Here is a 23701-nt window from a genome sequence, read left to right as displayed (position 1 = left end):
CTATAGAACAACTCGCGCACGTTCTCCGTGGGACCAGATCGCTCACTACAGGGAATTCATGTACCGATCGCGTACTTCCCCGCTACCTGTCAGGAAAGTCGTGCGAGATACAGAGGGTACACTCACCAAGATCTTGGCCACCACACCCATATATGCTACAAAGAGTGGTGCTTTCACTGGAGATGGTACACAATTCCAACATGCTTACACGTGTGCTGGACTCATCATAATCGATGGATGACGATGCGACCCACCGAGAAAATAATAAACGCAAGTCTGACTGGTATCGGACGCTCGTTGAGGAGGTAAATGATCTCGCGACAGTCGTCGATACCGACGGAACGATAACCTACGTCAGTCCGGCCATCACACGGATTCTCGGCTACGACCCCGGCGAATTGGTTGGCCACGAGGGATTCGAGTTCGTCCATCCCGAGGACCGGGAGCGAAACGCCGACGCGCTGGAGGCTGTTCTCTCGAATCCTTCCGAATCCGAGACTGTCGAAGTCCGATTCCGCCACGCCGACGGCTCGTGGCGCTGGATTGAGGCCACAATGCGGAATCGAGTTGACGACGACATCATCGATGGGGTTCTGCTTAGCAGTCGAGACATCACTGAGCGAAAAGAGTACGAACGCGAAGCGCGAGAGCTTGCCGAAGAGTATGAGGCCCTTTTGAACAGCGTGGAGGACGCCATCTTTCTGATGAATGTTGAGGAAGATGGAAATAGTGTCCGATTCGAGTTTGAGCGCCTCAGTCCCTCCTACGAGCGCCAGACTGGGATTACTACCGAGGAAGTACAGGGCCAGACACCACAAGCCGTGTTCGGTGAAGAACAGGGCTCTGAGTTAGCGGTGAACTATCACCGCTGTGTCAAGACCGGCGAACCGATCTCGTATCAGGAGGAACTCCGGGTCAGCGAAGTAGCACGCTTCTGGCAGACGAAACTTGCGCCGGTAGTCTCCGATGGTGAGATAACTCGTCTCGTTGGGGTCACTCGGAACGTGACTGAGCGTGTCGAACGTGAGCGACAACTGCGTCAGCAGAACGAGCGGCTCGGAGAGTTTGCGAGTGTTATCTCCCACGATTTGCGCAGTCCGCTCAACGTCGCACAGGGTCGCGCCGCACTCCTTGCTGAGCAGGGAGAAAGCGAGCATCTTGATCCACTACTACAAGCGCTTGACCGGATGGAGGCGATCGTCGAGGATACGTTGACGCTTGCTCGCCAAGGCGATACGATAAGCGAAACGGAGTCGGTCAGTTTGACTAACCTCGTCGGGAAATGCTGGGCGACAGTAGACACGGATGACGCAACTATCGAGATCGTCGATGAGATGACCTTTCAAGCTGACCCTGGCCGGTTACGCCACGTGTTCGAGAACCTGTTCCGAAACGCTGTTGAACACGGTGGATCCGACGTGATCGTTCGTGTCGGCTGTCACAACGAACTTGGGATCTACGTCGAAGACAATGGACCAGGAATTCCAGTCGAAAAGCGTGACGAGGTATTCGAACCGGGACATTCGTCGGCACAGGGTGGCACTGGTTTCGGGTTGACTATCGTAAAACGAATCGTGGAAGCCCACGGCTGGGAGCTGTCTGTAGCCGATGGAACCGATGGTGGAGCACGGTTTGAGTTCGAGATGTCTGAACAGGGAGAGTTCGTGTGAGTGTTTAGACAATGCTCAACCCATGACTGGGAAGTGCGACCTCACCTACTGAGCGCAGGGTGTACGAGATAAGCGCCCTGTATCTCGCACAGGTAGCTGAACCTCTCTTTGAGCTGGCAGAATTTTCGGCAGTCAATACGCACTCGAGGTATACCGGCCGTTTCAGTTCGTGTTACATCCGAAGGATAGGATTTCAACAAAGCCATTACTGCTACGATCGAAACCGCCGGCTATGCGCCGTCGCGCATTCCTCGCGTCCGCCCTGACCGCCGCCTCCACCACCGCTGCGGGGTGTAGTGCCGTCGAACCCCGGATCGAACACGCGGATCCGACGGTACAGACCGACGACGATCCCCGGGATGACGGGAAGTATCTCGAGTTTCGCGGAGACGGCGACGATCTCGCCACGGTGGGCGTTGACCCGAGGTTCACCCCACTGCCGAAACACTTCCACACGTCGATCTCGCATCCTGAAGGGACCGAACTCCAGTCGCTCACACAGCGGTTCGTGGCACTCGGCGGCGACGGCACCCCGCCACGGGTCTCGCTTCAAGGCCCGTTCATGGGTGATCACGAACCACATCCGTCCGTGTCGCTGTTCCGAGAGGGGACGGCCGCGGTCGTCGAAGTCCACCGGTTCGGCGAGATCGCCGACGAGACCGTATTCATCGATCTTCCGGTCACCCGATGGCCGGAGTCAGCCCATCGCTGTGTCGTCGAAAACACCGTCGAACTCGTCGAACCGGGACTAACCGACCGAACACACGTCCTCGACGGCCGACTCGAATTCGAGATCCCTACCGACGCCGAAACCGGCGGTTGACGTCCTCCCCGCCCTGAAGAGGGTTAAGCCTTGGAACGCCGACTCTCGACGTCCTAGTCGTGTGGATGGAACCGGTTCATCGCCCGCTTGACGCCGTCGGCGTTGCCGATGAACGTGACGCGGTCGCCGTACTCGAGCACGCTGTCCGCCGACGGCACGTGGTTCTCGCCGTCCCGGCTGACGACGGCGACGAACACCCCGTCGGGGATGTCCGAGTTGAGGTCCCGAATGCTCTTGCCGGCGAACGCCTCTGAGGTCACCTCGACCTCCTGGACGTCGTGGCTGTCGCCGAGTTCGTTCATCCAGTGGGTGAGCGCCGGGCGCTCGATCTCGTCGTCGATGGCCACTGCCGTCGCCGTCGAGGCGTCGATGGCCTCGACGCCGATGCTCTCGAACGCGCCGACGTTGTCGGGGTCGTTCACTCGCGAGTACACCGACTCGACGTCGAACTTGGTGATCGCGAGCTGACACGCGAGGAGGTTGATGTCGTCGTCGCCGGTCGTCGTGATCACCCGCTTGGCGTCCTCGATCCCGGCTTTGCGCAACGTCTCCGTCTCGTTTCCGTCACCCTCGTGGACCGTGTACCCCTCCGCGCGCGCCTGCTCGACCACGTCCTCGTCGGACTCGACGATGACGACGAACTCGCCCCTGTTCTCCAGTCGTGTGGCGAGCGCTCGGCCGATCCGACCCCCGCCGATGATTATCGTTCGCATTGGTGACACTCCGAGGTACTCGCCGATCTGCCGCGCCAGCCCCGCCTCGACCGCGACCGTCGCGAAGATGACGGCGAACACCGTCCCGACGAGCAGCTGCCCGGCCGCGATGTTCCCCGCCAGCTCCAGCTCGATGGCGAAGAGCGTCGCCACGCTCGCCGGGATGATCCCGCGCGGGCCGACGGCCGCGACGAACAGCCGCTCCGCCCGCGTGAACCGCTCGACGCCGAAGGTGGCGATGAACGCCCCCAGCGGACGCAACACGAGCATGATCACGAGGACTAGCCCGATCGCGCCGACGCCGAGCCCGAGTATCGCCTCCACGTCGATCAGGGCGGCAAGCGAGATGAACACGAACGAGAGCACGATGAGCGTCGTGTTCTGTGCGAACCGCTCGATCTCCTCCCTGTTGTCGATGTCGGCGTTCCCGAGCAGCATCCCGCTCGTCGCCGCCGCGGCGATCCCCGCCTCGGCCGCGACGGCCTCGGCGGCCGCGAACGACCCGACCGCCGCGGCCAACACGAGGAACTGCGACGCCTGAACGTCGCGTTCGGGAACCAACTCGCTGTCCAGGAGGAGGTAGATGACGACCGTCGCGAGGACCCCCGCGGCGACGCCGGTGCCGAACCGCTGGACGAACGACACGAGCGTCGCGGGCACGCCGAGGTCGTCGAGCAGCAGCGTCTCGAAGACGACCACCGCGACGATCGCCGCAGTCACGTCGTTGACGATCCCCTCGGTCTCCAAGGCGGTCGCGACGTGGTCTCTAACCCGGACGACCTCGAGTATCGGCGTGATCACCGTCGGGCCGGTCGCGACGAGCAGCGCCCCGATGAGCAGCGCGATCTCCCAAGTGGCCCCCTCGAGGGTGCGGACCGCGACCGCGGTTCCGAGGAACATCACGGCCGCGCTGACCGTGACCAGCCGGAGCGACACCGTCGAGGCACGTCGGATCCGGTCGATCCGCAGCGCGAACGCCCCCTCGAAGACGATGATCGCGACGCTGAGGCCGACGATGATCTCGAGGCCGTCCCCGAACGTGTCCAGCGTCACGAGTCCGAGCACTTCCGGACCCAGAACGACACCGATCAGGAGATAGAACACCACGCTCGGGACCTTCAGCCGGTGTGCGAGCAGCTGTACGCCGAGCCCCGAAACGAGGATGATCGCGACGATCGGCAGGAGGCTACTTGACACGTCTATCCGATTATTGTACCCACCGCACATTACCGTGTTGGTTCGGCGGCGGCCGAACTCGGGATTTATTCGTCTCCCGGCCCGAGAGACGGGCGTGACGCGCGACGACCGTGGCGACCGTGGCAACCGTGGCGACCGTGGCGATGACGTCCGCGACGATCACGAGGCCAGTGACGACGACCGTGAGGGGCCGGTCGTCGCCGCGATCGAGGCGGGAGCCGCCCTGTACAACGCCGGGCACGTCCTCGCGGCCCGCGGTCTGTGGGAGTCGACGCGGGGCGCGCTCACCGATCGGGACGGGCCGGGTCTCGACCGGCGCGAACCCAACACCGACGCCGACGGTGACGACACCAAGCACGGGGACGACCGGCTCCTTCGGGGGCTGGCCGTGGTCGCGACCGCGACCGATCACGCGCGAGACGGGGACCGATCCGAGGCCGCGGACCACGGCGGCCGCGCCGTGAGCCTCCTCGAGGGGATCGATGAGGGGTATCGCGGCATCGCGGTCGAGCCGATGCGAGAGCGATGTCGCCGGCTCGTCGCCGATCCCGGGGCGGCCGATATAACGTCCGAGACGGCCGCCACCGAGCCGCCGCCGATCCGGGTCCACGGCGTCGCGGTCGGGTTCGAGGACCTCGATCTGGCGGCGACGCTCTCCGCCGCACCCGCGCTGGCGACCGCGGTCGACGCCGGGGACGAGGGGACGCTGTCGGCGGCGGCGAGGCTCGCGCGCGAGGAACGCGGGACGGGCCGGACGCAGGTCACGGAGCTCGTGTTCGCGTTCCTCCGACGACCTGAAGCGCGCCCGCAGATCGCGGCGCGGATCGCCGACCACGTCGACCTCGACCGCCGCGAGCAACGGGACGTGTCGGGACTCTTCGAGTGAACGGGAGGGAGGAATTCGTCGAGCGAGCGGCCGCATCGGGAGCGATCGAACGGGCAGAGCAGTCGAACGGGCAGAGCGATCGAACGGACGGGACGTCAGGGCTCGTCGGTCGGCGGGTCCTCGGCGATCGGTTCGCCCTCGAAGGTGTAGTTCGCGGAGTTGTCCTGCGGGTCGTATCCGAGGACCTCGCGGGCGCGGTCGATCGAGTAGTACTTCCGGTCGTTATCGGAGATGCCGTAGACGATCTCGAAGCCGTAGTCGGCCCGGAGACAGCGGTCGAAGAGGTGCGCGCAGTCGCCGTGTGAGAGCCACATCGCCTGTCCGCGCTCGTACTCGCGCGGCGGGTGGTCCTTGGTGAGGTTGCCGATGCGGACGCAGACGACGGACATCCCGGTCTCGTCGTGGTAGTACCGGCCCAGGAACTCGCCGGTCGCCTTGGAGACGCCGTAGAGGTTGCCCGGCCGGGGGAGTTCCTCGCCGTCGAGCCGGTAGTCGTCGTCCGGGCGGTAGAGGTCGGGGGTCCGGTCGTCGGTCTCGTAGCCGCCGACGGCGTGGTTCGAGGAGGCGAACGCGAAGCGGTCGACGCCGGCCCGGGCGGCGGCGCGCATCACCACCTGCGTCCCGTCGATGTTGTTCCGGAGGACGGACTCCCACGGCGCGGTCTTCCGCGGGTCGCCCGCGAGGTGGACGACCGCGTTCACGCCGGTCATGGCCTCGCGGACGGCGCGCTCGTCGGTGATGTCCGCGACGTACTGGTCGGCGTCGGTCACCCGGTCGGGAACCTTCGCGGCCGGGATCGGCTCGCGGTCGAGGAGCCGCCAGTCGTACTCCTCGCCGATGCCATCGAGGATGGCCTGGCCGACCCGCCCGCCCGCGCCTGTGAGTAGGACCGGATCGTCCATTCAGCCTACTATGGACGCGAGGACGGCATATATGACACGGTTCGGCCGCCGAGACGTCGACGACCGGCTCGCGCCCCTACGAGAGCTTCTGGCGCGAGACGGTCACGCCGGTCGGCGCCACCACGAGCTGGTCATCGCCCTTCTGGACGATGTCGCCGTCGACCTCATCGGCCACCTGACGGAGCTCGTCGATGATGTGTTCGACGGTCCGGTCCGACGTGGAGTGCCGGGTGATGTCGGCGATGACGAAGTCGCCGTCGTAGACCGCGTCCTTGATCGGGATGACGTCGCTCTGGTCGCCGATCTCGGCGATGTGTACCTTCATTCCCGTCTCCGCGCTCGCCTCGGCGAAGTCGTCTATGTCGAGTTCGACGTAGTCGTCGACGGAGCGCTGACCGCCCCCGCCGAGGATCTTGCTCATAATACCCATACCGCAGTTACGACGAGGTCGGACATTAGTTCTTACGTCAGACGCGGTCGCCGAGGACCTCGCCGGGCGGGACGGTCGGAAAGGCCGTCAGTCGCCCCCGTCGAGTCGCTCCTGCCACTCCTGGACCCGCGACAGCAACTCCACCGGCGCGGTCGCCGCGACGTCGACGTCGGCCAGTTCCTCGATCACCGCGCGGGTCTCCGTGTCGAGTTCCGACCGACCTTCCCTCGACCGGTCCTCCTTCGACCGATCCTCCTCGACAGCGGCGGTTCCGCCGGCGGATCGGTCGACGCGATCGCTCCCGGTTTCCGCACGGTCGCTTCCAGTCTCGGCGTCCGCGCCGTTCGAGGCGGGTCCGCCCCCCGCGAACGACCCGGTCGAGAGGTCGAAGACGGCCTGTTTCGTCGCCGATCCGCCGTCTCCTCCATTCGAGCCGCCCTTCGCCTCGATCGCCTTCTCCTCGCGCAGCCGGTCGAGCACCCGGTCCGCGCGGTCGACCACCGGCTCGGGGACGCCCGCGAGGTCGGCGACGTGGACGCCGTACGACCGGTTCGTCGGTCCGTCCCGCACCGTCCGAAGGAACGTCACGTCGCCGTCGCGCTCGTCGACCGCGACGTGGACGTTCGCGACGCGGGGGAGGTGGTCCGCGAGCGTCGTCAGCTCGTGGTAGTGGGTCGCAAAGAGGGTGCGGGCGCGCACCTCGTTGTGGAGGTACTCGGTCGCCGCCCACGCGATGGAGATCCCGTCGTAGGTCGCGGTGCCGCGGCCGACCTCGTCTAAGATCACGAGCGAGTCCTCGGTCGCCGAGTGGAGGATGTTCGACAGCTCCTGCATCTCCACCATGAACGTCGACCGGCCCTGTGCCAGCTCGTCGAGCGCGCCCACCCGGGTGTAGATCCCGTCGACGACGCCGACCTCGGCCGAGCGCGCCGGGACGAACGATCCCGCCTGCGCGAGCAGCTGGATCAGCGCCGCCTGCCGCATGTACGTCGACTTCCCGCTCATGTTCGGGCCCGTGACGATCAGGAAGCCGCGCTCGTCGTCGAGTTCGAGGTCGTTCGGCACGAAGTCGGTCGTCCGCTCGACCACCGGGTGGCGGCCCGCCTCGATCGAGAGCGTTCGCGACTCGGTCAGCGTCGGCCGGGTCCAATCGTTCCCGGCCGCGTGCGTCGCGAGCGACGCGAGCGCGTCCAGTTCCGCGAACGCCCGGCCGACGTCCTGGAGCAGCGTCGCCGCCTCCGCGACCCGCTCGCGCAACTCCTCGAACAGCTCGTACTCCAGGTCGCCGCGCGCCTCCTCCAGACGGAGCACCTCGCGTTCCCGTTCCTCCAGCTCCTCCGTGACGAACCGCTTCGAGTTCTTCAGCGTCTTGATCTCCCGGTAGCCCTCGGGCACCTCGTCCGCCACCGACTTGCCCACCTGGATGTAGTAGCCGTCCGTCTTGTTTCGGTCGACCGTGACGTGGGTGAGCCCGTGTCGCCGCTTCTCCCGCTCGGCGAGCGTGTCGAGCCACTCGGCCGCCTCCTCGTGGCGCTCGATGAGCTCGTCGAGCTCCGCGTCGTACCCCTTCCGGAACAGCCCGCCCTCCGTCTTGGTCTTCGGCGGGTCCTCGGCTATCGCCTCGGCGAGCTCCCCGTGGAGGTCGCGGGCGCGGTCGCGGTCCGGCCGGCGGATGACCTCGGCGACGGGCGAGTCCGCGAGCGGCGTTCCCTCGACCGCCTCCGCGAGCGCGGGCAGCAGCGCGAGGGTGTCCCGGACCGACGAGAGCTCCCGCGCGCCCGCGCTCCCGCTCGTCGTCCGGGCGGCCAGCCGCTCGAGGTCGTAGGCGTCGTCGAGCGTCTCGCGGAGCCGGTCGCGCGCGAGCGCCGCGGCCGCGAGCGACTCCACCGCGTCGAGCCGGCGGTCGAGCTCCTCGCGGTCGCGCTTCGGGCGCGTGAGCCACTCGCGGAGCAGCCGCCCGCCCGCGGCGGTGACCGTGTGGTCGACCGCGTCGAACAGCGTCCCGTCGGCGTCGCCGCGCATCGTCTCGGTCAACTCGAGGTTGCGCTGGGTGGTCGCGTCGAGCTCGACGTGGTCCGCCGCGCCGTACGTCGTCAGCCGGGTCATCGACGCGAGCACGCCCGCGCCCGTCTCCGAGACGTACGCCAGCGCCGCGCCGGCCGCCCGCGTCGCGGGCGTGGAGTCGAGCCCGACGCTGTCCGCGGTCTCCGCGCCGAACTGCTCGCGGACCGCGTGGGCCGCCCGTCCCGGCGCGAACGCCTCGGCGTCGAAGACGGAGACGGAGCCGGTGAGGTCCTCGCGGACCGACCCGAGGAAGGCGTCGTCGTTCCGGAGGTCGGGCCCGGGCAGCACCTCCGCGGGATCGAACCGGTACAGCTCCGCGCGGAGGTCGCTCCGGTCGTCGACGACGGTGGCGAGGAACCGGCCGGTGGTGACGTCCGCGAACGCGACGCCGTAGGGTCCGTCGTCGCCGCTCCCGCCCCGGCGGCTGCCGTCGCTTCCGCCGTCGCCGGACACCACGGTCGCGAGGTATCGCGCGTCGTCGTCGCTCGCCTCGAGGAGGGTGCCGGGCGTGACCACCCGCGTGACCTCCCTCGCGTGGCCGCCGTCGTCGGTCTCGTACTGGTCCGCGACCGCGACCCGGTAGCCGCGCTCGACGAGCGCCTTCAGGTACGGCGTCAGCTCCGAGAGCGGGACGCCCGCCATCGGGTACGACGACCCGTGTGAGGACTTCTGGGAGACCTGTAAGTCGAGCTCGTCGGCGACCAGCTCGGCGTCGTCGGCGAAGAACTCGTAGAAGTCGCCGCACTGCATCGCGAGGACGTCCGCGTCCGTCCCCTCCTTGAGTTCGAGGAACTCCCCGACGATCCCCGTTGGCATACCCGTACTCCCGCCGTCGGCGGCTAAAACCCTACGGGTCCATCGCGGTCGGGTTCACCGCCCCCGGCCCCTCGCCCACGTCGTAGCCGCGCCGGATCGCCTCGCCCATCCCGTCGACGGCGTCGGCGACGGCCGCCTCGAGCGGCTCGCCGCGGGCCAGCCGCGCGGCGATCGCGCTCGACAGGGTACAGCCGGAGCCGTGGGTCGCGTCCGTGTCGATCCGGGGGTTCTCGATCCGGCGTACGCGCGGGTCCTCGTCGTCGCTCCCGTCCGCGATCACGAGCGTGTCGACGACGTCGCGGTCGGCGTCACCGTCGGCGTCGTCACCGTCGGCGCGGTCGGGGTCGCCCTCGACCGCGAGGTGTCCGCCCTTCACGAGCGCCGCGTCGGCACCGCGGTCGACGAGTTCGCGACCCGCACGCTCGGCGTCGGTCGGCGTCTCGACCGCGCCGTCGACGAGGATCGCCGCCTCGTCGGCGTTCGGCGTGACGAGCGTCGCCGACGCGATCAGGTCGTCGTAGGCGGCCTCGGCCCCGGCCGACAGCAGTCGGTCGCCGGTCGCGGCCACCATCACGGGGTCGACGACGACGGGGCCGTCGAACGTCTCGAGGGCCCGCGTGGTCGCCTCGACGACCTCGCGCGTCGCCAACATCCCGGTCTTGACCGCGGCGGGCGCGAAGTCCTCGACGACCGCGTCGTACTGGGCGGTCACGTGCTCGGCCGACAGCGGGACCACGTCGTGGACCCCGCGGGTGTTCTGGGCGGTCGTCGCCGTCACGACCGACGTGCCGAAGACGTCGTGGGCCGTCATCGCCTTCAAGTCGGCCTGTATCCCCGCCCCGCCGCCGCTGTCGCTGCCGGCGATCGTCAGGGCGACGGGAGGTGAGACGGGATCGAAGGGAGGCGTCATGCTCCGGTGGTATTCATTAGTTGTACTAGTGGCTGGCGATCGTCGCCGTCGAACGGGCTTTCCGCCTCGAGGCCGGAGAACGGGTATGACCGACACCGACCCCGTCACCGTCACGGTCTTCTCGGACTACGTCTGCCCGTTCTGTTATCTGGGCCGTCACTCGCTCGAGGGGTACCGGGAGACGCGCGACGAGGACGCGGGCGACCTCGAGATCGACTGGCACCCGTTCGACCTCCGGAGCGGGAAGCGGCGACCCGACGGGACCATCGACACCGACGTCGACGACGGCAAGGACGAGGACTACTACGCGCAGGCCAAGGAGAACGTCCGGCGGCTCCAGGAGGAGTACGACGTCGAGATGGACCTCGAGATCGCGACCGACGTGGACTCGCTCGACGCGCAGGTCGTCTCCTACTACGTGAAGGAGCACTACCCCTACGACGCGTGGCTGGAGTTCGACGAGTCCGTCTTCGCCGCGCTGTGGCAGGAGGGCGAGGACATCGGCGACCGCGACCTCCTCGTCTCGCTCGCCGACGACGCCGGCGTCGACCCCGACGAGGTCCGCTCCGCGCTCGCGGACGACACGCTGCGCGAGGAGGTCACGGAACTGTTCGAGGAGGCGAAACGCCGGGGCGTCACCGGGGTTCCGACGTTCGCGTACGACGGCCACGCCGCCCGCGGCGCGGTCCCGCCCGAGCACCTCCGCCGGCTCGTCGAGGGCGCGTAGCTCCGTCCGTCGCGGTCAGGCGTTCGTCTCCCAGCTTTCGGGTTCCGTTTCGTCGGGTTCCGCGTCGTCGGATTCCCCGTCATCGGATTCCCCGTCGTCCGGTTCCGTGCCGTCGGATCCGTCCTCCTCGTCCGGGTCCACGTACCGGTAGGCGGCGTACACGCAGCCGAGCGCGAGCGCGGTCCCGAAGACCACGTCCGTGAGCCAGTGGATCCCGAGGTACATCGTCGAGACGACCACTGAGCCGGCGATCCACCAGGCGATCGGCGTCCACGCGGGATACTCCTCGCGGGTGAGCGCGGCGAAGGTCGCGACCGTCACGGACAGTGAGGTGTGAAGCGAAGGGAACACGTTCGTCTCGACGTTCACCTCCCCGGTGAGCGTCTGGAAGTTCGGGTTGAACGTGTACAGAAGCGAGGTCACGGCGTCGGGCATCACGTTTCGCGGACCGTACGCCAACACGACGGTGTACAACACGAGCCCGAGCGCGTAGTTGAGCGTGTACGCCACGATCAGCCGCTTCAGGGTCGTCGACCTCGGGAGCGCCGCGTACGCGATGAACGGGAACACGAGCAGGAACGCGTACCCGAACACGTAGATCGACGAGAAGTACAGCGTCAGCCGTGGGCTCTGGAAGTTCCCCTGAAGCCACGCGACGAAGTCGCCCTCGAGCGCGAGGATGGCACCGGTCAGCCGCAGGCCGAACACCTCCGAGACCGACTGGAGCGCGGGCCGACCGACCCCGCTCACGACGAGCACGACGAGCAGGACGGCGACCTCCCGACGCGACTCGCGCAGATACGGGACGAGGTTCCCGCCCACCCCGTACAGCCGCCGCGGGCCGACGATGGCGACCCCCGCAACGAGACACATCGCGGCCACCCAGAACAGGACGCTCGTGACGACCGGCAGGAGCGGATTCATTGATCCCGTGCGAGCAGCCTGTCGGACTCGTCGAACCGGTAACCGATCTCCCGCAACGCCTCGCGCGCTTCCGCCACGTCGACCGATCCGTCCTCCCCGCGGAACGGGTGTACGGGGTCCGCGTCGCGGTCGGCGTCCCATTCGAGGTCATCGGGAACCCACTCGGTCGAGGCGGCGAGCGGGGAACTCGCGGGCCGAGCGTACCCGGCGAACGCGTCGTCGACGACCGTCGCCTTGTCCAGAAGCGACGCGACGATCCCGCGGAACCGCGGGTTCGAGAGCGGCGCGCGTCGCGCGTTGTACCCCACGTAGTAGAACGCGGCCGACCGCGTGCTCACGAGACGGGTGTCGCTCTCGCGACCGATCCGTGGAACGGAGTCGGGCCCGAGGTTCGAGGCCGTCCCGTCGGCGTACCCGTCCGCGACCCACTGTACCGCCTCGACGTCCGATCCGACGACCGCGACCTCGAGCCGGTCGAACGCCGGCTTCCCCAGGAACCGTTCCGGGAGCGATCTCCCGCCCCCGGTCTCGGCCGTCGAGTCGGTCCGGTCCCCGTCGCTCCCTGCGTCCTCGGCACTCACACCGTCATCGACGCTCTCGGCGTCGGCCGATCCGTCGCGAGCGAGGAAGTGGTCGGGGTTTCGCTCGAAGACGACCCGCTCGCCGGGGGTCGATTCGACGAACCGTACCGGGCCGCTCCCGACGGGCTTCTCGTTGGCCGTGACGAGCGCCTCCGTGGTCTCGATGTCGAACTCGAAGCCGCCGACGGTCGCCGGTTCGGCCCGCTCGCTCCAGACGTGTTTCGGCAGTATCGGGACCTGAAGCGCCCGCTCGGCCACGGCCTCGTCGGTCTCGTCGACGACCAGTCGGACGGTCGAGTCGTCGACGGGGAGCGCCGACTCCACGATCGACCCGCGTCCGCGGAACTGCGGGGCCGGAACCGGCGTCTCCGCGTTCCCCATCGAGGTGTCCCGGAGGAAGGCGTACGTGAACGCGACGTCCGCCGCGGTCAACGGCTCGCCGTCGTGCCACGTCGACTCCCGCAGTTCGAGTTCGAGCGTTTCCGGCCCGAGCCACTCCCACCCGCGGGCGAGCCACGGGACCGAGGTCCCGTCGTCGGCGATCGCGAGCCGGTCGTACAGCATCGACATGAACGTCCCGTACCGGCGATACTCCGCCGCGATCGGGTTCCGGTTCACGGAGATGCGTCCGTCGGTGGTCGCGAGACGGAGGGTGACCGGCTCGCCGTCGTCCTCCGTCCCCTCGTCGACGTAGTCCATGCCGAGTAGCCCGCTCGCCGAGATCGGCGGTCCCGTCTCCCAGCCGACGAACCGGTCCGTTCGCGCCGCCGCGAGCGCGTCCGGGAACGCGACGACGGTGAACGGCTGTTTTTCACACACCGACCGCTGGAGCTCCGAGACGACCTCGGACCGATCGGGGCCGCCCGCGGCCCGTTGCTTCTCGAGGAGCTCGTCGACGTCGAGGTCGGTGAATCCGAACGGGTTCTGCCACCCCGCCTCGGCGGTGAACCGCGAGTGAGTGAGCCCGTAGAGCACGTCGGGATCGAACGGGAGCACCTCGGTGTACTGGCCGACGTACACGTCGAAGTCGTGGTTGAGGAGTACCGTCCGGTGGAGGTCGGTCCCGTTCATCGTCTCGACCCGCGCGTCGATCCCGACCGCGTCCAGGTTCTCCGCGAGCGCCCGCGCGATCCGGATACCGTTCGGGTCCTCGTCGGCCGGCGTGGTCCGGATCTCCAACACGAGCTGTGAGGAGCCCTCGCGGCCGGCGATGTTCCGGGCCCGCCCGGCACAGCCGGCGCTCCCGACCGCGAGACCGATCCCCGCGAGCGCGCCGCGCCGACTGATCCGTCGCGTCATTCTCCAGCCGGATTCGTCTCCGGAACTATATCAGTTCTATGGTGCCGTCCCGCGCGATCCGTCGGCCGGCGTCCCGTTCCGGTGGCGGTTCGAGCCACCTCAGATCACGTCCGCGAGCGGGAGCGCCAGTCCGAGGACCCACGCGAGCGCGCCGGCGACGAGAACCGAACGGTCGGTCGTGGCCCGACCCACGGCGACCAGTCCGAGCGCGGCGAGGACCGCCACGCGGTGAACGATCAGTCCGGGCGGTACCGCCACGCCGAGCGCGGCGAAATCGAGGACGAATCCGGCACCGAGCCCCAGCACGACGGCGAGGAACGCGGCGGTCGGGTCCGACCGTTCGGTCCCGGAGACGACGAGCGCGGGCAGCCCGACGGCGATGACGAGGTACAGCGGCGCGGCGATCGCCTTCGGCGGGAGGGTGGGATACGCGACCTCCAGGGCGACTCCCGCGTGCCGGATCGAAACGAACACCCCCGCGAGTGCGACGGCGAGGACCACGTCGCTCGCGTGGCGGTCGGCCTCCCGGCGTAGCCGCCTCGCCGTCTCCGCGACCGCCTCGCGGGTTCGCCGGCTGAGGAGCGCTCCGACCGTCGGGAGCAGGAGCGTGAGTTCGATCACCGACAGCCACCCGTCGCTCCAGCCGCCGTCGATCCCGCGGTACTCCCGGCTCACCACCGCGGCGGTGGGGTTGTCGATGAACTCGTCCTCCAGCCGGGTGGCCGGCTCGTCGATGCTCGGGACGGTGTGACGCAGGCGGAACCAGTCGTAGTACTCCTCGTGGACCTGTACCGCGGTGTACTCGCCGTCGGGGGACTCGTACGCCCGAACGTGGTCGCGCGTCCCGAGGTACGTCCCGTCGTGGACCTCGAAGGTGACGCCCTTCCACACGCCGCCGTCGGGTCCCCTGAAGTAGGAGTACCGGTCGGACCCGGTGGCGGTCTCCCAGTTGCCCTCGACGATGTCCCGTACGGGGTCCGACCCGTTGCCGTCGCGGGTCTCCGAGACTCGATCCGCCCCGTCGTCGCCGCCGTATCCCTGCCCGAACTCGTCCGTCTCCTCCGAGGCGTTCGTCTCCTGCCAGTCCGTCTCCGGATCCGCGGTGAGCGCCCGCTCGACCGTCTCGGCGTCGTTCAGGAACACGACGTTGATCGCGAGCGTCTGTCCGTACACCGACCGGCGTCGGCTCGTGTACGGCCACAGCTCGTGGTCGCCCTCGACCGCGATCAGGGACTCCTCGGGGACTTCACCGGGCCCCGGCTGCTGGGCGGTCCCGCCGAGGACCCCCGAGAGGACCAGCCCCGCCCCGACGACGAGGAGCAGGGCGACCGCGGCCGTCTTCCGTTGCATGTCACTCCCGCACGCGACGGAGGAATAAAAGCTCCCCCGCCGGTCACCACGTCTCGACGTAGCCGTCCCGGACGTCCTCGGCACAGCCCTCGCAGTCGGCGTGACCCGACTCGAAACAGTCCGGGCGGCCCTCGGCGTCGACGGTGACCGCCCGCCGCTCGGCGTGCCGTCGACAGACGATCCGCGCTCGGCCGTCGTCGTCGGTCGGCAGGTCGTACAGCTCCGCGCCCGCGTTCTCGCCGTCGGGGTCCCCCCGACCCTCCGCGTACGCCTTCTTGGCCTCCTCGAACTGCCGGCCGGCCTTCCGGAGCTGCTGGCGGATCACCCGTTCGAGCCGGTCGTCCATACCCCGGCTTCGGCCGCCCGGAGTATAGGTCCGTTGCCGCCCGCAGCCCACCACTATCCACGGCTCGACCGTCGTCCGTGAACGCGACCCGTGTGAGCGTTCCACTCGAAACGGAGCCCGCGCGTGGCTGACGTGCGTCTGACGGTTGTCTGACTCCCGGTCGAAAACCGACCGATAACCGCCGGATGACGGCCGATCGACGCCGGTCGCGCGGTCACTTTCACCGCGGTCACACGCGTTTTAATAGCATGAGGAACCAACCGTCGTACGCCTCCCATTGAAACACGACCGGAGGCGAGACACCCATGAGCGAACTGCGACAGGAAGCGGAAGCGATAGCGGAACAGTTCTCGGACCACCTCGAGGTGGGTCCCGACGAGATCGAAGAGCGGCTGGAGAACCTCGTCAACGAGTACCGCGTGCCGCTCGAGGAGGCGCGCCGGAGCGTCACTAACAGCTACCTCGACGACGCCGGGATGGAGCGCGACGAGCTCGGCCGCGGCGGGACGGAACGAGTTCAAGTGAACGACATCGACGAGGACGAGCAGTGGGTCGACCTGCGCGTGAAGCTGGTCGACCTCTGGGAGCCCCGAAGCGACTCGATCTCGCAGGTCGGGCTCGTCGGCGACGAGTCGGGCACGATCAAGTTCGTCGCCTTCGAGACCTCCGACCTCCCCGAACTGGAGGAGGGGGCGTCCTACGAGCTCTCGAACGTCGTCACCGACGAGTACGAGGGGAGCTACTCGGTGAAGCTCAACCGCACGACAGGGATCACGGAGATCGACGAGGAGATCGAGGTCGGCGACAACGCCGAGACCGTCGAGGGCGCGCTCGTCGACATCCAGTCCGGCTCCGGGCTGATCAAGCGCTGTCCCGAGGAGGACTGTACCCGCGTCCTCCAGAACGGGCGGTGTTCCGAGCACGGCCAGGTCGAGGGCGAGTTCGACCTCCGGATCAAGGGCGTCCTCGACGACGGCGAGACCGTCACCGAGGTCATCTTCGACCGCGAGGCCACCGAGGAGCTCACCGGGATGGGCCTCGAGGAGGCCAAGGACATGGCGATGGACGCGCTCGACACGACCGTCGTCGCCGAGGAGATGGCCGAGGACGTCCTCGGCCGCTACTACCGCGTCACCGGGCCGACGTTCGGCCGGTACGTCCTGGTCGACGAGATGGAGGAACCCGGTGCCGTCGACGTCGAGAGCGCGCTGATCGAAGCGAGGTCGATCTGAAATGAGCCAGTCAACCCCCACCCGAGAGGTCGCCCGGCGCGTCTTCGCGAGCGAGTTCAACGACGCCGGCTACACGTTCAAGGAGTCCGACGACGAGCGCGCGCCCGTCTACCTGCTGTTGCCGACGGGCGAGTCCGCCAACCGCGTCTTCTTCGTCGGTACCCTCACCGAGAAGGAGGACGTCGGCGAGGACAGCGAGTACTGGCGGGGCCGGGTCGTCGACCCCACCGGGACGTTCTTCGTCTACGCCGGGCAGTACCAGCCAGAGGCCGCCTCGAAGCTCCGGGACCTCGAGCCGCCCGCGTACGTCGCGGTCGTCGGAAAGCCCCGGACGTACGAGACCGACGACGGGACGGTCCGCGTCTCGGTCCGCCCCGAGTCGATCACGGAGGTCGACGCGACCGTCCGCGACCGCTGGGTCGCCGAGACCGCGAACCGGACGATCGCGCGCGTGGCCGCCTTCGACGACGAGGGGAACGAGTACGCGCGGATGGCCCGCGACGAGTACGAGCTCGACCCCGAGACGTACAAGGCCGCGGCGCTGGCGGCCCTCGAGGACCTCGACGAGACCGACGAGCTCGATCCCGAGGCCGGCGCCGACGACGCCGAGGCCGACGACGCGGAAGCGCCCGACGCGGCCGGGATCTGACGGTCCACGGCGACCGAGATCCGACGCCGCGTCGACGTTTCGGCTCCCGGAAACGACGCCAACGGACGCCTGAGACCGTCTGACAAACGCTTAAGTGGTCCGCGTGACGATCGGACGGTGATGGGCAACAAGAACAAAACGATCTCGTTCCGCGTCAACGAGGACGCCTTCGAGACCCTCCGGGACATCGCCGAGGAGCGGGACATCTCGCTTTCGGCCGTCTTCCGGGATTACGTGGATACGCTCGTTGCCCACGACGGACAGGTCCGCGTCATCCCCGAGGCGGAGCTCGAGAGCATGGGCGACAGCGACGAGTCGTTCCCCCCGAAGATCGAGGTTCCCAAGAGCTTCGTCCGGGAGCACGAACGCCTGGAGCTCGAGGCCGACCACCTCCGCGAGCAGCTCGAGGAGCACAAACGCTACGTCAACTACCTCCGCGAGCAGCTCGAGGACGAGGACGAGGACGTGATCCAACTGGAGGACCTCGACGGCGAGCCGGACGAGCCCTCCTTCCGGCTCGGGTAGCGATCCCTCCGACCGAACCTTCTCCCCCGTCTCCAGTCGCTACGCGGACGGATCCCCCCAACCATCACGTTTGTTCAGTATGTTCGCCGAACTCGGGGATTCGACGAAAGGATTGCCGCTCTCGCGGCGTATGGTTTACGAATCATTGGTTATAGAGCAGTATGCTAGATGTATATTCGCACTACCTGCCGATTTCTGTCCATTATAAACCGACCGACGAAAAGGATATTACCCGGGCGTCGGACTGTACTGACATGAAGGGGTGGCTCCGACCGTGAGCGTGTTCGACAGGGCGTACGACGACCCGGTCCGCGTCCTCGACGAGGACGGCACGGTCGTCGGCGACGTGCCCGACCTCGACGAGGCCGAACTGGTCGGGATCTATCGCGACATGCGGCTGGCCCGGCACTTCGACGAGCGGGCGGTGAGTCTCCAGAGACAGGGACGGATGGGGACGTACCCGCCGCTGTCCGGACAGGAGGGCGCACAGGTCGGGTCGGCGACCGCGCTCGGCGAGACCGACTGGATCGTCCCCTCCTACCGCGAGCACGGTGCCGCGTTCGTTCGGGGACTTCCCCCCGAAAAGACGCTGCTCTACTGGATGGGCCACGGTGACGGTGCGAAACCGCCTGAGGACGTCAGAGCGTTCCCGATCGCGGTGCCGATCGCCTCGCAGGTGCCGCACGCCGTCGGGGGCGCGTGGGCGTCGAAGCTCCGGGGCGAGAACGACGTCTTCGTCTGTTACTTCGGCGACGGCGCGACGAGCGAGGGCGACTTCCATGAGGGGTGTAACTTCGCGGGCGTCTTCGATACCCCCACGGTGTTCTTCTGTAACAACAACGGGTGGGCGATCTCCGTGCCGCGCGAGCGACAGACGAGGAGCGCGACGCTGGCACAGAAGGCGGAGGCGTACGGCTTCGACGGCCTCCAGGTCGACGGAATGGACCCGCTCGCGGTGTACAAAGTCACGGAGGCGGCCGTCGAGAAGGCGCGAGACCCGCCGGAGGGCCGGCTCCGACCGACGCTGATCGAGGCGATACAGTACCGCTTCGGCGCGCACACCACTGCCGACGACCCGACCGTCTACCGCGACGACGACGAGGTCCGGAAGTGGCGGCGCAAGGACCCGATCCCGCGGCTGGAGCGGTACCTCCGCTCGGAGGGGATCCTCGACGACGACCGCGTCGCCGCGATCGAAGCCGAGGTCGAGAAGCGCGTCGCCGACGCCATCGAGACGGCGGAGTCGGTTCCCCGCCCGGAGCCGCGGGCGCTGTTCGAGCACGCCTACGCCGAGCTCCCGTCCGAGTTGGAAGCGCAGTACGCGGAGGTCGAGACCCTCCGCGAGGAACACGGCGACGCGGCGTTTCTGGGTGAATAAATGAGCGACACGCAGAACCTCACGCTGGTACAGGCGGTCCGGGACGGGCTTTCCACCGAGCTCCGCGAGGACGAGGACGTCGTCGTGATGGGACAGGACGTCGGGAGGAACGGCGGCGTCTTCCGCGCGACCGAGGGGCTGTACGACGAGTTCGGCGGCGACCGCGTCGTCGACACCCCGCTCGCGGAGTCCGCCATCGTCGGCTGCGCGGTCGGGATGGCCGCCATGGGGATGCGGCCGGTCCCGGAGATCCAGTTCTCCGGGTTCATGTATCCCGGCTACGACCAGATCGTCTCGCACATGGCCCGGTTTCGAGCCCGCTCGCGGGGGCGGTTCACGCTGCCGATGACCCTCCGGGCCCCCTACGGGGGCGGGATCCGCGCGCCCGAACACCACTCGGAGTCAAAGGAGGCCTTCTACGCCCACGAGGCCGGGTTGAAGGTCGTGACCCCCTCCACCCCCTACGACACGAAGGGACTGCTCGCGGCGTCGATCCGCGACCCCGACCCCGTGATCTTCCTCGAGCCGAAGCTGATCTACCGCGCGTTCCGCGAGGAAGTCCCCGAGGAGCCCTACACCGTCCCGATCGGCGAGGCGGCGACCAGACGCGAGGGCGACGACGTCGCCGTCTTCACCTACGGCGCGATGACCCGCCCGACCCTCGAGGCGGCCGAGACGCTCGCCGAGGACGGGATCGAGTGCGAGGTGCTCGACCTGCGGACGATCTCGCCGCTCGACCGGGAGGCGATCGTCGACGCCTTCGAACGCACCGGCCGCGCGGCCGTGGTCCACGAGGCCCCGCGGACGGCCGGGATCGCCGCGGAGATCACGGCGATCCTCCAGGAGGAGGCGCTGTTGTACCAAGAGGCCCCGATCGAGCGGATAACCGGGTTCGACGTGCCGTACCCGCTGTACGCGCTCGAGGACTACTACCTCCCGAGCGCGAAGCGTATCGAGGAGGGCATCAGGGAGGTCGCGGGGTTCAGCCCATGACGATAGAGGAGTTCCGACTTCCGGACGTCGGCGAGGGAGTCGCCGAGGGCGAACTGGTCTCGTGGCTGGTCGCGCCCGGCGACCGCGTCGAGGAGGATCAGCCCGTCGCCGAGGTCGAGACCGACAAGGCGCTCGTCGAGGTGCCCTCGAGCTACGACGGCATCGTCGAGGAACTGTTCGTCGAGGAGGGCGACGTCGTTCCCGTCGGCGACGTGCTCATCTCGTTCCGCGTCGACGAGGCGGGCGAGGAGTCGGCCGACACGGGCTCGGCTGACGGAGAGCCGACCGACGCAGGTTCGGTCGGCGCGGGGTCGGCCGACGCCGAACCGACTTCCGTCGAGGCCGAGCCGGACACCTCGTCGGGTCGTACGTTCGCCCCGCCGTCGGTCCGTCGCCTCGCTCGCGAACTCGGGGTCGACCTCGGGGCCGTCGAAGGGAGTGGCTCCGGCGGTCGGGTCTCCGAACGCGACGTACGCGAGCACGCGGACTCCGGGGACTCCGGAGACTCGGGCGCCGACGAGGCCGACGCACCGGCCCCGAAGCCGGTCGACGTCGGCTCCGGCGACCGGAAGTCCGCGGTGAGCAAGCGTGGCTCCGTGGAGGAGACGGACGCGACGACCATGGCGGAATCGGGAGCCGGGCCAGACCCCGCCGACCGAGAGCGGACCCTCGCGACGCCCGCGACCCGGAAACTCGCGCGCGAACTCGGCGTCGACGTCGACGAGGTACCCACCGACGAGACACGCGAGGGCGAGGCCTTCGTCGACGAGGAACGCGTCCGCGCGTACGTCGAGACGGTCGAGGCCGGCACGTCACCGGAACTCGACGCGTCGCCGGAACCCGACGCGACGGTCACGGGGGGCGTCGAGTCCGAGCCGGCTCCCGCGGACCCCTCGGTCGACGCGCCCACGTCGACGGCGGCCACGGTGTCGACCGATGCCGACGACGCGGCTGCGGACGTCGCTCCGGATACCGTCGCTGCCGGGGACGAGGCCGACGCGCCCGGGGAGACGATCCCGTACCGGGGCGTCCGCCGGACGATCGGCCAACGCATGGAGGAGTCGAAGTTCACGGCCCCACACGTCACGCACCACGACACCGCCGAGGTCGACGCGCTCGTCGCGGCCCGCGATCGGCTGAAACCCAAGGCGGCCGAGGAGGGAGTGTCCCTCACCTACCTGCCGTTCGTGATGAAGGCGGTCCTCGCCGGGTTACGGGAGTACCCGATCCTCAACAGCGAACTGCGCGAGGAGAACGAGGAGATCGTCTTGAAGGACGAGTACCACTTCGGCGTCGCGGTGGCGACCGACGCGGGACTGATGGTCCCGGTAGTCGAGGACGTCGACGAGAAGGGGCTCTTCGAGCTGGCCGCCGAGGTGACCGACCTCGCCGCTCGGGCGCGCGACCGCTCGCTCACGCCCGCGGAGCTCCGCGGCGGCACGTTCACGCTCACCAACTTCGGGGCGATCGGCGGCGAGTACGCGACGCCGATCATCAACTACCCCGAGACCGCCATCCTGGGACTCGGTGCGATCGAGAGACGCCCCGTCGTGCGGGAGCGGTCCGCGATCGACGACGAGTTCTTCGGCGACGACGAGGAGGGCTACGAGGTCGTTCCGGCCCCGACGCTGCCGCTGTCGCTGTCGATAGACCACCGGGTCGTCGACGGCGCGGTCGCCGCCCGGTTCGCGAATACCGTGATGGATCACCTTGAAGACCCGCTGCTGTTGTTGAACGAGTGATGGTGGTCGGAGACATCTCGACGGGAACGGAGGTACTGGTGATCGGCGCGGGGCCGGGCGGCTACGTCGCCGCCATCCGCGCCGCACAGAAGGGACTGGACACGACGCTGGTCGAGAAGGACGCCTACGGCGGGGCGTGTCTCAACCGCGGCTGTATCCCCTCGAAGGCGCTCATCACGGCGAGCGGGCTCGCCCACGAGGCGGGCACCGCCGAGGAGATGGGGATCCACGCCGACCCGGCCGTCGACCTCACGCGCATGATCGAGTGGAAGCAGGGGGTCGTCGACCGGCTCACCGGCGGGGTCGAGAAGCTGTGTAAGGCCAACGGCGTGAACCTCGTCGAGGGGACCGCGAGCTTCGTCGACGACCACACCGTCCGCGTCGCCCACGGCGGCGACGGACGGGGCTCGGAGTCGATCGAGTTCGAGCACGCGATCGTCGCCACCGGCTCCCGGCCGGTGGAGATCCCCGGCTTCTCCTTCGCCGAGGACCACGTCTGGAGCTCCGAGGCGGCCCTCGCGGCCGAGAGCGTCCCCGACCGCCTCGTCGTCGTCGGCGGCGGCTACATCGGGATGGAACTGGCAACCGTCTACGCGAAGCTCGGAGCCGAGGTCACGGTCGTGGAGATGCTCGAGGACGTCCTCGACCCCTACGAGGACGACGTGAAGCGCGTCGTCCGCAAGCGCGCCGAGGACCTCGGGATCGAGTTCCACTTCGGCGAGGGCGCCTCCGGCTGGTCGGAGGCCGGAGACGGCGGCCACCTCGTCCATACGGAGACCGAGGACGGCGAGAAATCGAGTTACCCCGCCGACAGGGTCCTCGTCGCGGTCGGTCGCGAACCCGTCACCGGCGGGGTCGACCTCGAGAAGGCGGGGATCGAGACCGACGATCGAGGATTCATCGAGACGGACGACCGGACCCGGAGCGCCGTCGAGCACGTCCACGCCGTGGGCGACGTCGCCGGCGAACCGATGCTCGCGCACGCCGCCTCGAAGGAGGGGATCGTCGCCGCCGAGACGATCGCCGGCGAGCCGGCGGCGCTCGACCAGCAGGCGATCCCCGCCGCCGTCTTCACGGATCCCGAGATCGGGACCGTCGGGATGACCGGGGCGGACGCCGAGGAGGCCGGCTTCGACGTCGCGGTCGGCGAGATGCCCTTCCGCGCCTCCGGCCGCGCGCTGACGACCGGCCACACCGACGGCTTCGTTCGGATCGTCGCCGACGCGGACGAGGGGTTCGTCCTCGGCGCGCAGATCGTCGGCCCCGAGGCCTCCGAACTGATCGCGGAGGTCGGACTCGCCATCGAGCTCGGCGCCACCCTCGAGGACGTCGCCGCGACGGTCCACACCCACCCGACGCTCTCGGAGGCCGTGATGGAGGCCGCCGAGAACGCGCAGGGCCAAGCGATCCACACGCTGAATCGGTAGTTCCGTCCTCTTTCTTCCTGACGCCGTGAGCGTCGCCTCCGCGTGCCGGCGGTCGATGTTGGTCGTCCGACGCGAATCACATTTCATATCGCGTTATGTGATTTATTCACCTTCGGG

At 68.4% G+C, this 23701-nt stretch carries 20 protein-coding genes; 11 read left to right on the top strand and 9 right to left on the bottom strand.

From position 1 onward, the window contains the following. The first annotated feature begins 233 nt into the window (after window positions 1–233). Entirely contained in the window at window positions 234–1670 is a 1437-nt protein-coding gene (locus F3H10_RS14465) for a PAS domain S-box protein (RefSeq protein WP_149785487.1), read from the top strand. Between the two features lie 232 nt (window positions 1671–1902). Continuing rightward, window positions 1903–2493, top strand: coding sequence for a hypothetical protein (locus F3H10_RS14460; RefSeq protein WP_149785486.1), 591 nt, complete (start codon window positions 1903–1905; stop codon window positions 2491–2493). Window positions 2494–2546: 53 nt separating this feature from the next. Here the strand turns inward: F3H10_RS14460 and F3H10_RS14455 are convergent, their stop codons facing one another. Then, window positions 2547–4382: a cation:proton antiporter domain-containing protein gene (locus F3H10_RS14455; protein WP_188127949.1), complete on the bottom strand. Its 1836-nt coding sequence runs from the start codon at window positions 4380–4382 to the stop codon at window positions 2547–2549. Window positions 4383–4497: 115 nt separating this feature from the next. On the opposite strand from F3H10_RS14455, the gene F3H10_RS14450 reads away from it, so the two are divergent. After that, on the top strand, window positions 4498–5289 hold the full coding sequence (locus tag F3H10_RS14450; protein WP_223174329.1) for a DUF309 domain-containing protein: 792 nt from the start codon (window positions 4498–4500) through the stop codon (window positions 5287–5289). 95 nt (window positions 5290–5384) lie between these two features. On the opposite strand, the gene azf is transcribed toward F3H10_RS14450, so the two are convergent. The 4 genes from azf to thiD form a co-directional block, all read right to left on the bottom strand. Continuing rightward, complete coding sequence (gene azf, locus F3H10_RS14445; RefSeq protein WP_149785484.1) at window positions 5385–6191, bottom strand: NAD-dependent glucose-6-phosphate dehydrogenase Azf; 807 nt, start codon at window positions 6189–6191, stop codon at window positions 5385–5387. Window positions 6192–6267: 76 nt separating this feature from the next. After that, window positions 6268–6621 (bottom strand): cell division protein SepF, encoded by a 354-nt coding sequence (locus tag F3H10_RS14440; RefSeq protein WP_149785483.1) that lies wholly within the window; start codon window positions 6619–6621, stop codon window positions 6268–6270. Window positions 6622–6708: 87 nt separating this feature from the next. Beyond that, window positions 6709–9501 carry a DNA mismatch repair protein MutS gene (gene mutS, locus F3H10_RS14435; RefSeq protein ID WP_149785482.1) on the bottom strand — a complete coding sequence of 931 codons (2793 nt, stop codon included), beginning with the start codon at window positions 9499–9501 and terminating at the stop codon, window positions 6709–6711. A gap of 31 nt (window positions 9502–9532) precedes the next feature. Further along, window positions 9533–10411 carry a bifunctional hydroxymethylpyrimidine kinase/phosphomethylpyrimidine kinase gene (thiD, locus tag F3H10_RS14430; protein WP_149785481.1) on the bottom strand — a complete coding sequence of 293 codons (879 nt, stop codon included), beginning with the start codon at window positions 10409–10411 and terminating at the stop codon, window positions 9533–9535. 85 nt (window positions 10412–10496) lie between these two features. On the opposite strand from thiD, the gene F3H10_RS14425 reads away from it, so the two are divergent. Next, entirely contained in the window at window positions 10497–11138 is a 642-nt protein-coding gene (locus F3H10_RS14425) for a DsbA family oxidoreductase (protein WP_149785480.1), read from the top strand. A gap of 15 nt (window positions 11139–11153) precedes the next feature. On the opposite strand, the gene F3H10_RS14420 is transcribed toward F3H10_RS14425, so the two are convergent. From F3H10_RS14420 to F3H10_RS14405, 4 genes are all read right to left on the bottom strand, one after another. Next, window positions 11154–12062 carry a phosphatase PAP2 family protein gene (locus tag F3H10_RS14420; protein ID WP_149785479.1) on the bottom strand — a complete coding sequence of 303 codons (909 nt, stop codon included), beginning with the start codon at window positions 12060–12062 and terminating at the stop codon, window positions 11154–11156. Then, window positions 12059–13942, bottom strand: a complete 1884-nt coding sequence (locus F3H10_RS14415) for an ABC transporter substrate-binding protein (protein WP_149785478.1) — start codon at window positions 13940–13942, stop codon at window positions 12059–12061. Before F3H10_RS14415 ends, F3H10_RS14420 begins: the two co-directional genes overlap by 4 nt. A gap of 99 nt (window positions 13943–14041) precedes the next feature. Further along, the gene (locus F3H10_RS14410; RefSeq protein ID WP_149785477.1) at window positions 14042–15292 is read right to left on the bottom strand and encodes a hypothetical protein; all 1251 of its coding nucleotides are present in this window, start codon (window positions 15290–15292) and stop codon (window positions 14042–14044) included. A gap of 43 nt (window positions 15293–15335) precedes the next feature. Continuing rightward, window positions 15336–15638 carry a DUF7091 family protein gene (locus F3H10_RS14405; protein ID WP_149785476.1) on the bottom strand — a complete coding sequence of 101 codons (303 nt, stop codon included), beginning with the start codon at window positions 15636–15638 and terminating at the stop codon, window positions 15336–15338. A gap of 305 nt (window positions 15639–15943) precedes the next feature. Between F3H10_RS14405 and F3H10_RS14400 the strand changes: the two genes are divergently transcribed. The 7 genes from F3H10_RS14400 (at window position 15944) to lpdA (ending at window position 23584) form a co-directional block, all read left to right on the top strand. Then, window positions 15944–16870, top strand: coding sequence for a replication factor A (locus F3H10_RS14400; RefSeq protein ID WP_149785475.1), 927 nt, complete (start codon window positions 15944–15946; stop codon window positions 16868–16870). 1 nt (window position 16871) lies between these two features. After that, window positions 16872–17519 carry an RPA family protein gene (locus F3H10_RS14395; protein ID WP_149785474.1) on the top strand — a complete coding sequence of 216 codons (648 nt, stop codon included), beginning with the start codon at window positions 16872–16874 and terminating at the stop codon, window positions 17517–17519. 120 nt (window positions 17520–17639) lie between these two features. Next, a complete protein-coding gene (locus F3H10_RS14390) occupies window positions 17640–18044 on the top strand; it encodes a CopG family transcriptional regulator (protein ID WP_149785473.1) in 405 nt (134 codons plus the stop codon). Window positions 18045–18318: 274 nt separating this feature from the next. Continuing rightward, window positions 18319–19422 carry a pyruvate dehydrogenase (acetyl-transferring) E1 component subunit alpha gene (gene pdhA, locus F3H10_RS14385; protein ID WP_149785472.1) on the top strand — a complete coding sequence of 368 codons (1104 nt, stop codon included), beginning with the start codon at window positions 18319–18321 and terminating at the stop codon, window positions 19420–19422. Next, window positions 19423–20415: an alpha-ketoacid dehydrogenase subunit beta gene (locus tag F3H10_RS14380; protein WP_149785471.1), complete on the top strand. Its 993-nt coding sequence runs from the start codon at window positions 19423–19425 to the stop codon at window positions 20413–20415. Then, window positions 20412–22157 carry a 2-oxo acid dehydrogenase subunit E2 gene (locus tag F3H10_RS14375; RefSeq protein ID WP_149785470.1) on the top strand — a complete coding sequence of 582 codons (1746 nt, stop codon included), beginning with the start codon at window positions 20412–20414 and terminating at the stop codon, window positions 22155–22157. The genes F3H10_RS14380 and F3H10_RS14375 overlap by 4 nt, the downstream gene beginning before the upstream one ends. Then, complete coding sequence (gene lpdA / locus F3H10_RS14370; RefSeq protein WP_149785469.1) at window positions 22157–23584, top strand: dihydrolipoyl dehydrogenase; 1428 nt, start codon at window positions 22157–22159, stop codon at window positions 23582–23584. The genes F3H10_RS14375 and lpdA overlap by 1 nt, the downstream gene beginning before the upstream one ends. The last annotated feature ends 117 nt before the right edge of the window (window positions 23585–23701 follow it).

Source organism: Halorubrum aquaticum, assembly GCF_900113615.1.
GTDB classification, from domain to species: domain Archaea; phylum Halobacteriota; class Halobacteria; order Halobacteriales; family Haloferacaceae; genus Halorubrum; species Halorubrum aquaticum.
This window is presented reverse-complemented; position numbering and strand designations above follow the sequence as displayed.

Coding starts and splice junctions, on each gene's coding strand:
- azf (WP_149785484.1), bottom strand. CDS start 6,191: ATGGACGATCCGGTCCTACTCACAGGCGCGGGCGGGCGGGTCGGCCAG.
- F3H10_RS14405 (WP_149785476.1), bottom strand. CDS start 15,638: ATGGACGACCGGCTCGAACGGGTGATCCGCCAGCAGCTCCGGAAGGCC.
- F3H10_RS14375 (WP_149785470.1), top strand. CDS start 20,412: ATGACGATAGAGGAGTTCCGACTTCCGGACGTCGGCGAGGGAGTCGCC.
- F3H10_RS14380 (WP_149785471.1), top strand. CDS start 19,423: ATGAGCGACACGCAGAACCTCACGCTGGTACAGGCGGTCCGGGACGGG.
- mutS (WP_149785482.1), bottom strand. CDS start 9,501: ATGCCAACGGGGATCGTCGGGGAGTTCCTCGAACTCAAGGAGGGGACG.
- F3H10_RS14400 (WP_149785475.1), top strand. CDS start 15,944: ATGAGCGAACTGCGACAGGAAGCGGAAGCGATAGCGGAACAGTTCTCG.
- F3H10_RS14415 (WP_149785478.1), bottom strand. CDS start 13,942: ATGACGCGACGGATCAGTCGGCGCGGCGCGCTCGCGGGGATCGGTCTC.
- lpdA (WP_149785469.1), top strand. CDS start 22,157: ATGGTGGTCGGAGACATCTCGACGGGAACGGAGGTACTGGTGATCGGC.
- thiD (WP_149785481.1), bottom strand. CDS start 10,411: ATGACGCCTCCCTTCGATCCCGTCTCACCTCCCGTCGCCCTGACGATC.
- F3H10_RS14425 (WP_149785480.1), top strand. CDS start 10,497: ATGACCGACACCGACCCCGTCACCGTCACGGTCTTCTCGGACTACGTC.
- F3H10_RS14410 (WP_149785477.1), bottom strand. CDS start 15,292: ATGCAACGGAAGACGGCCGCGGTCGCCCTGCTCCTCGTCGTCGGGGCG.
- F3H10_RS14390 (WP_149785473.1), top strand. CDS start 17,640: ATGGGCAACAAGAACAAAACGATCTCGTTCCGCGTCAACGAGGACGCC.
- F3H10_RS14440 (WP_149785483.1), bottom strand. CDS start 6,621: ATGGGTATTATGAGCAAGATCCTCGGCGGGGGCGGTCAGCGCTCCGTC.
- F3H10_RS14395 (WP_149785474.1), top strand. CDS start 16,872: ATGAGCCAGTCAACCCCCACCCGAGAGGTCGCCCGGCGCGTCTTCGCG.
- F3H10_RS14465 (WP_149785487.1), top strand. CDS start 234: ATGGATGACGATGCGACCCACCGAGAAAATAATAAACGCAAGTCTGAC.
- F3H10_RS14460 (WP_149785486.1), top strand. CDS start 1,903: ATGCGCCGTCGCGCATTCCTCGCGTCCGCCCTGACCGCCGCCTCCACC.
- F3H10_RS14420 (WP_149785479.1), bottom strand. CDS start 12,062: ATGAATCCGCTCCTGCCGGTCGTCACGAGCGTCCTGTTCTGGGTGGCC.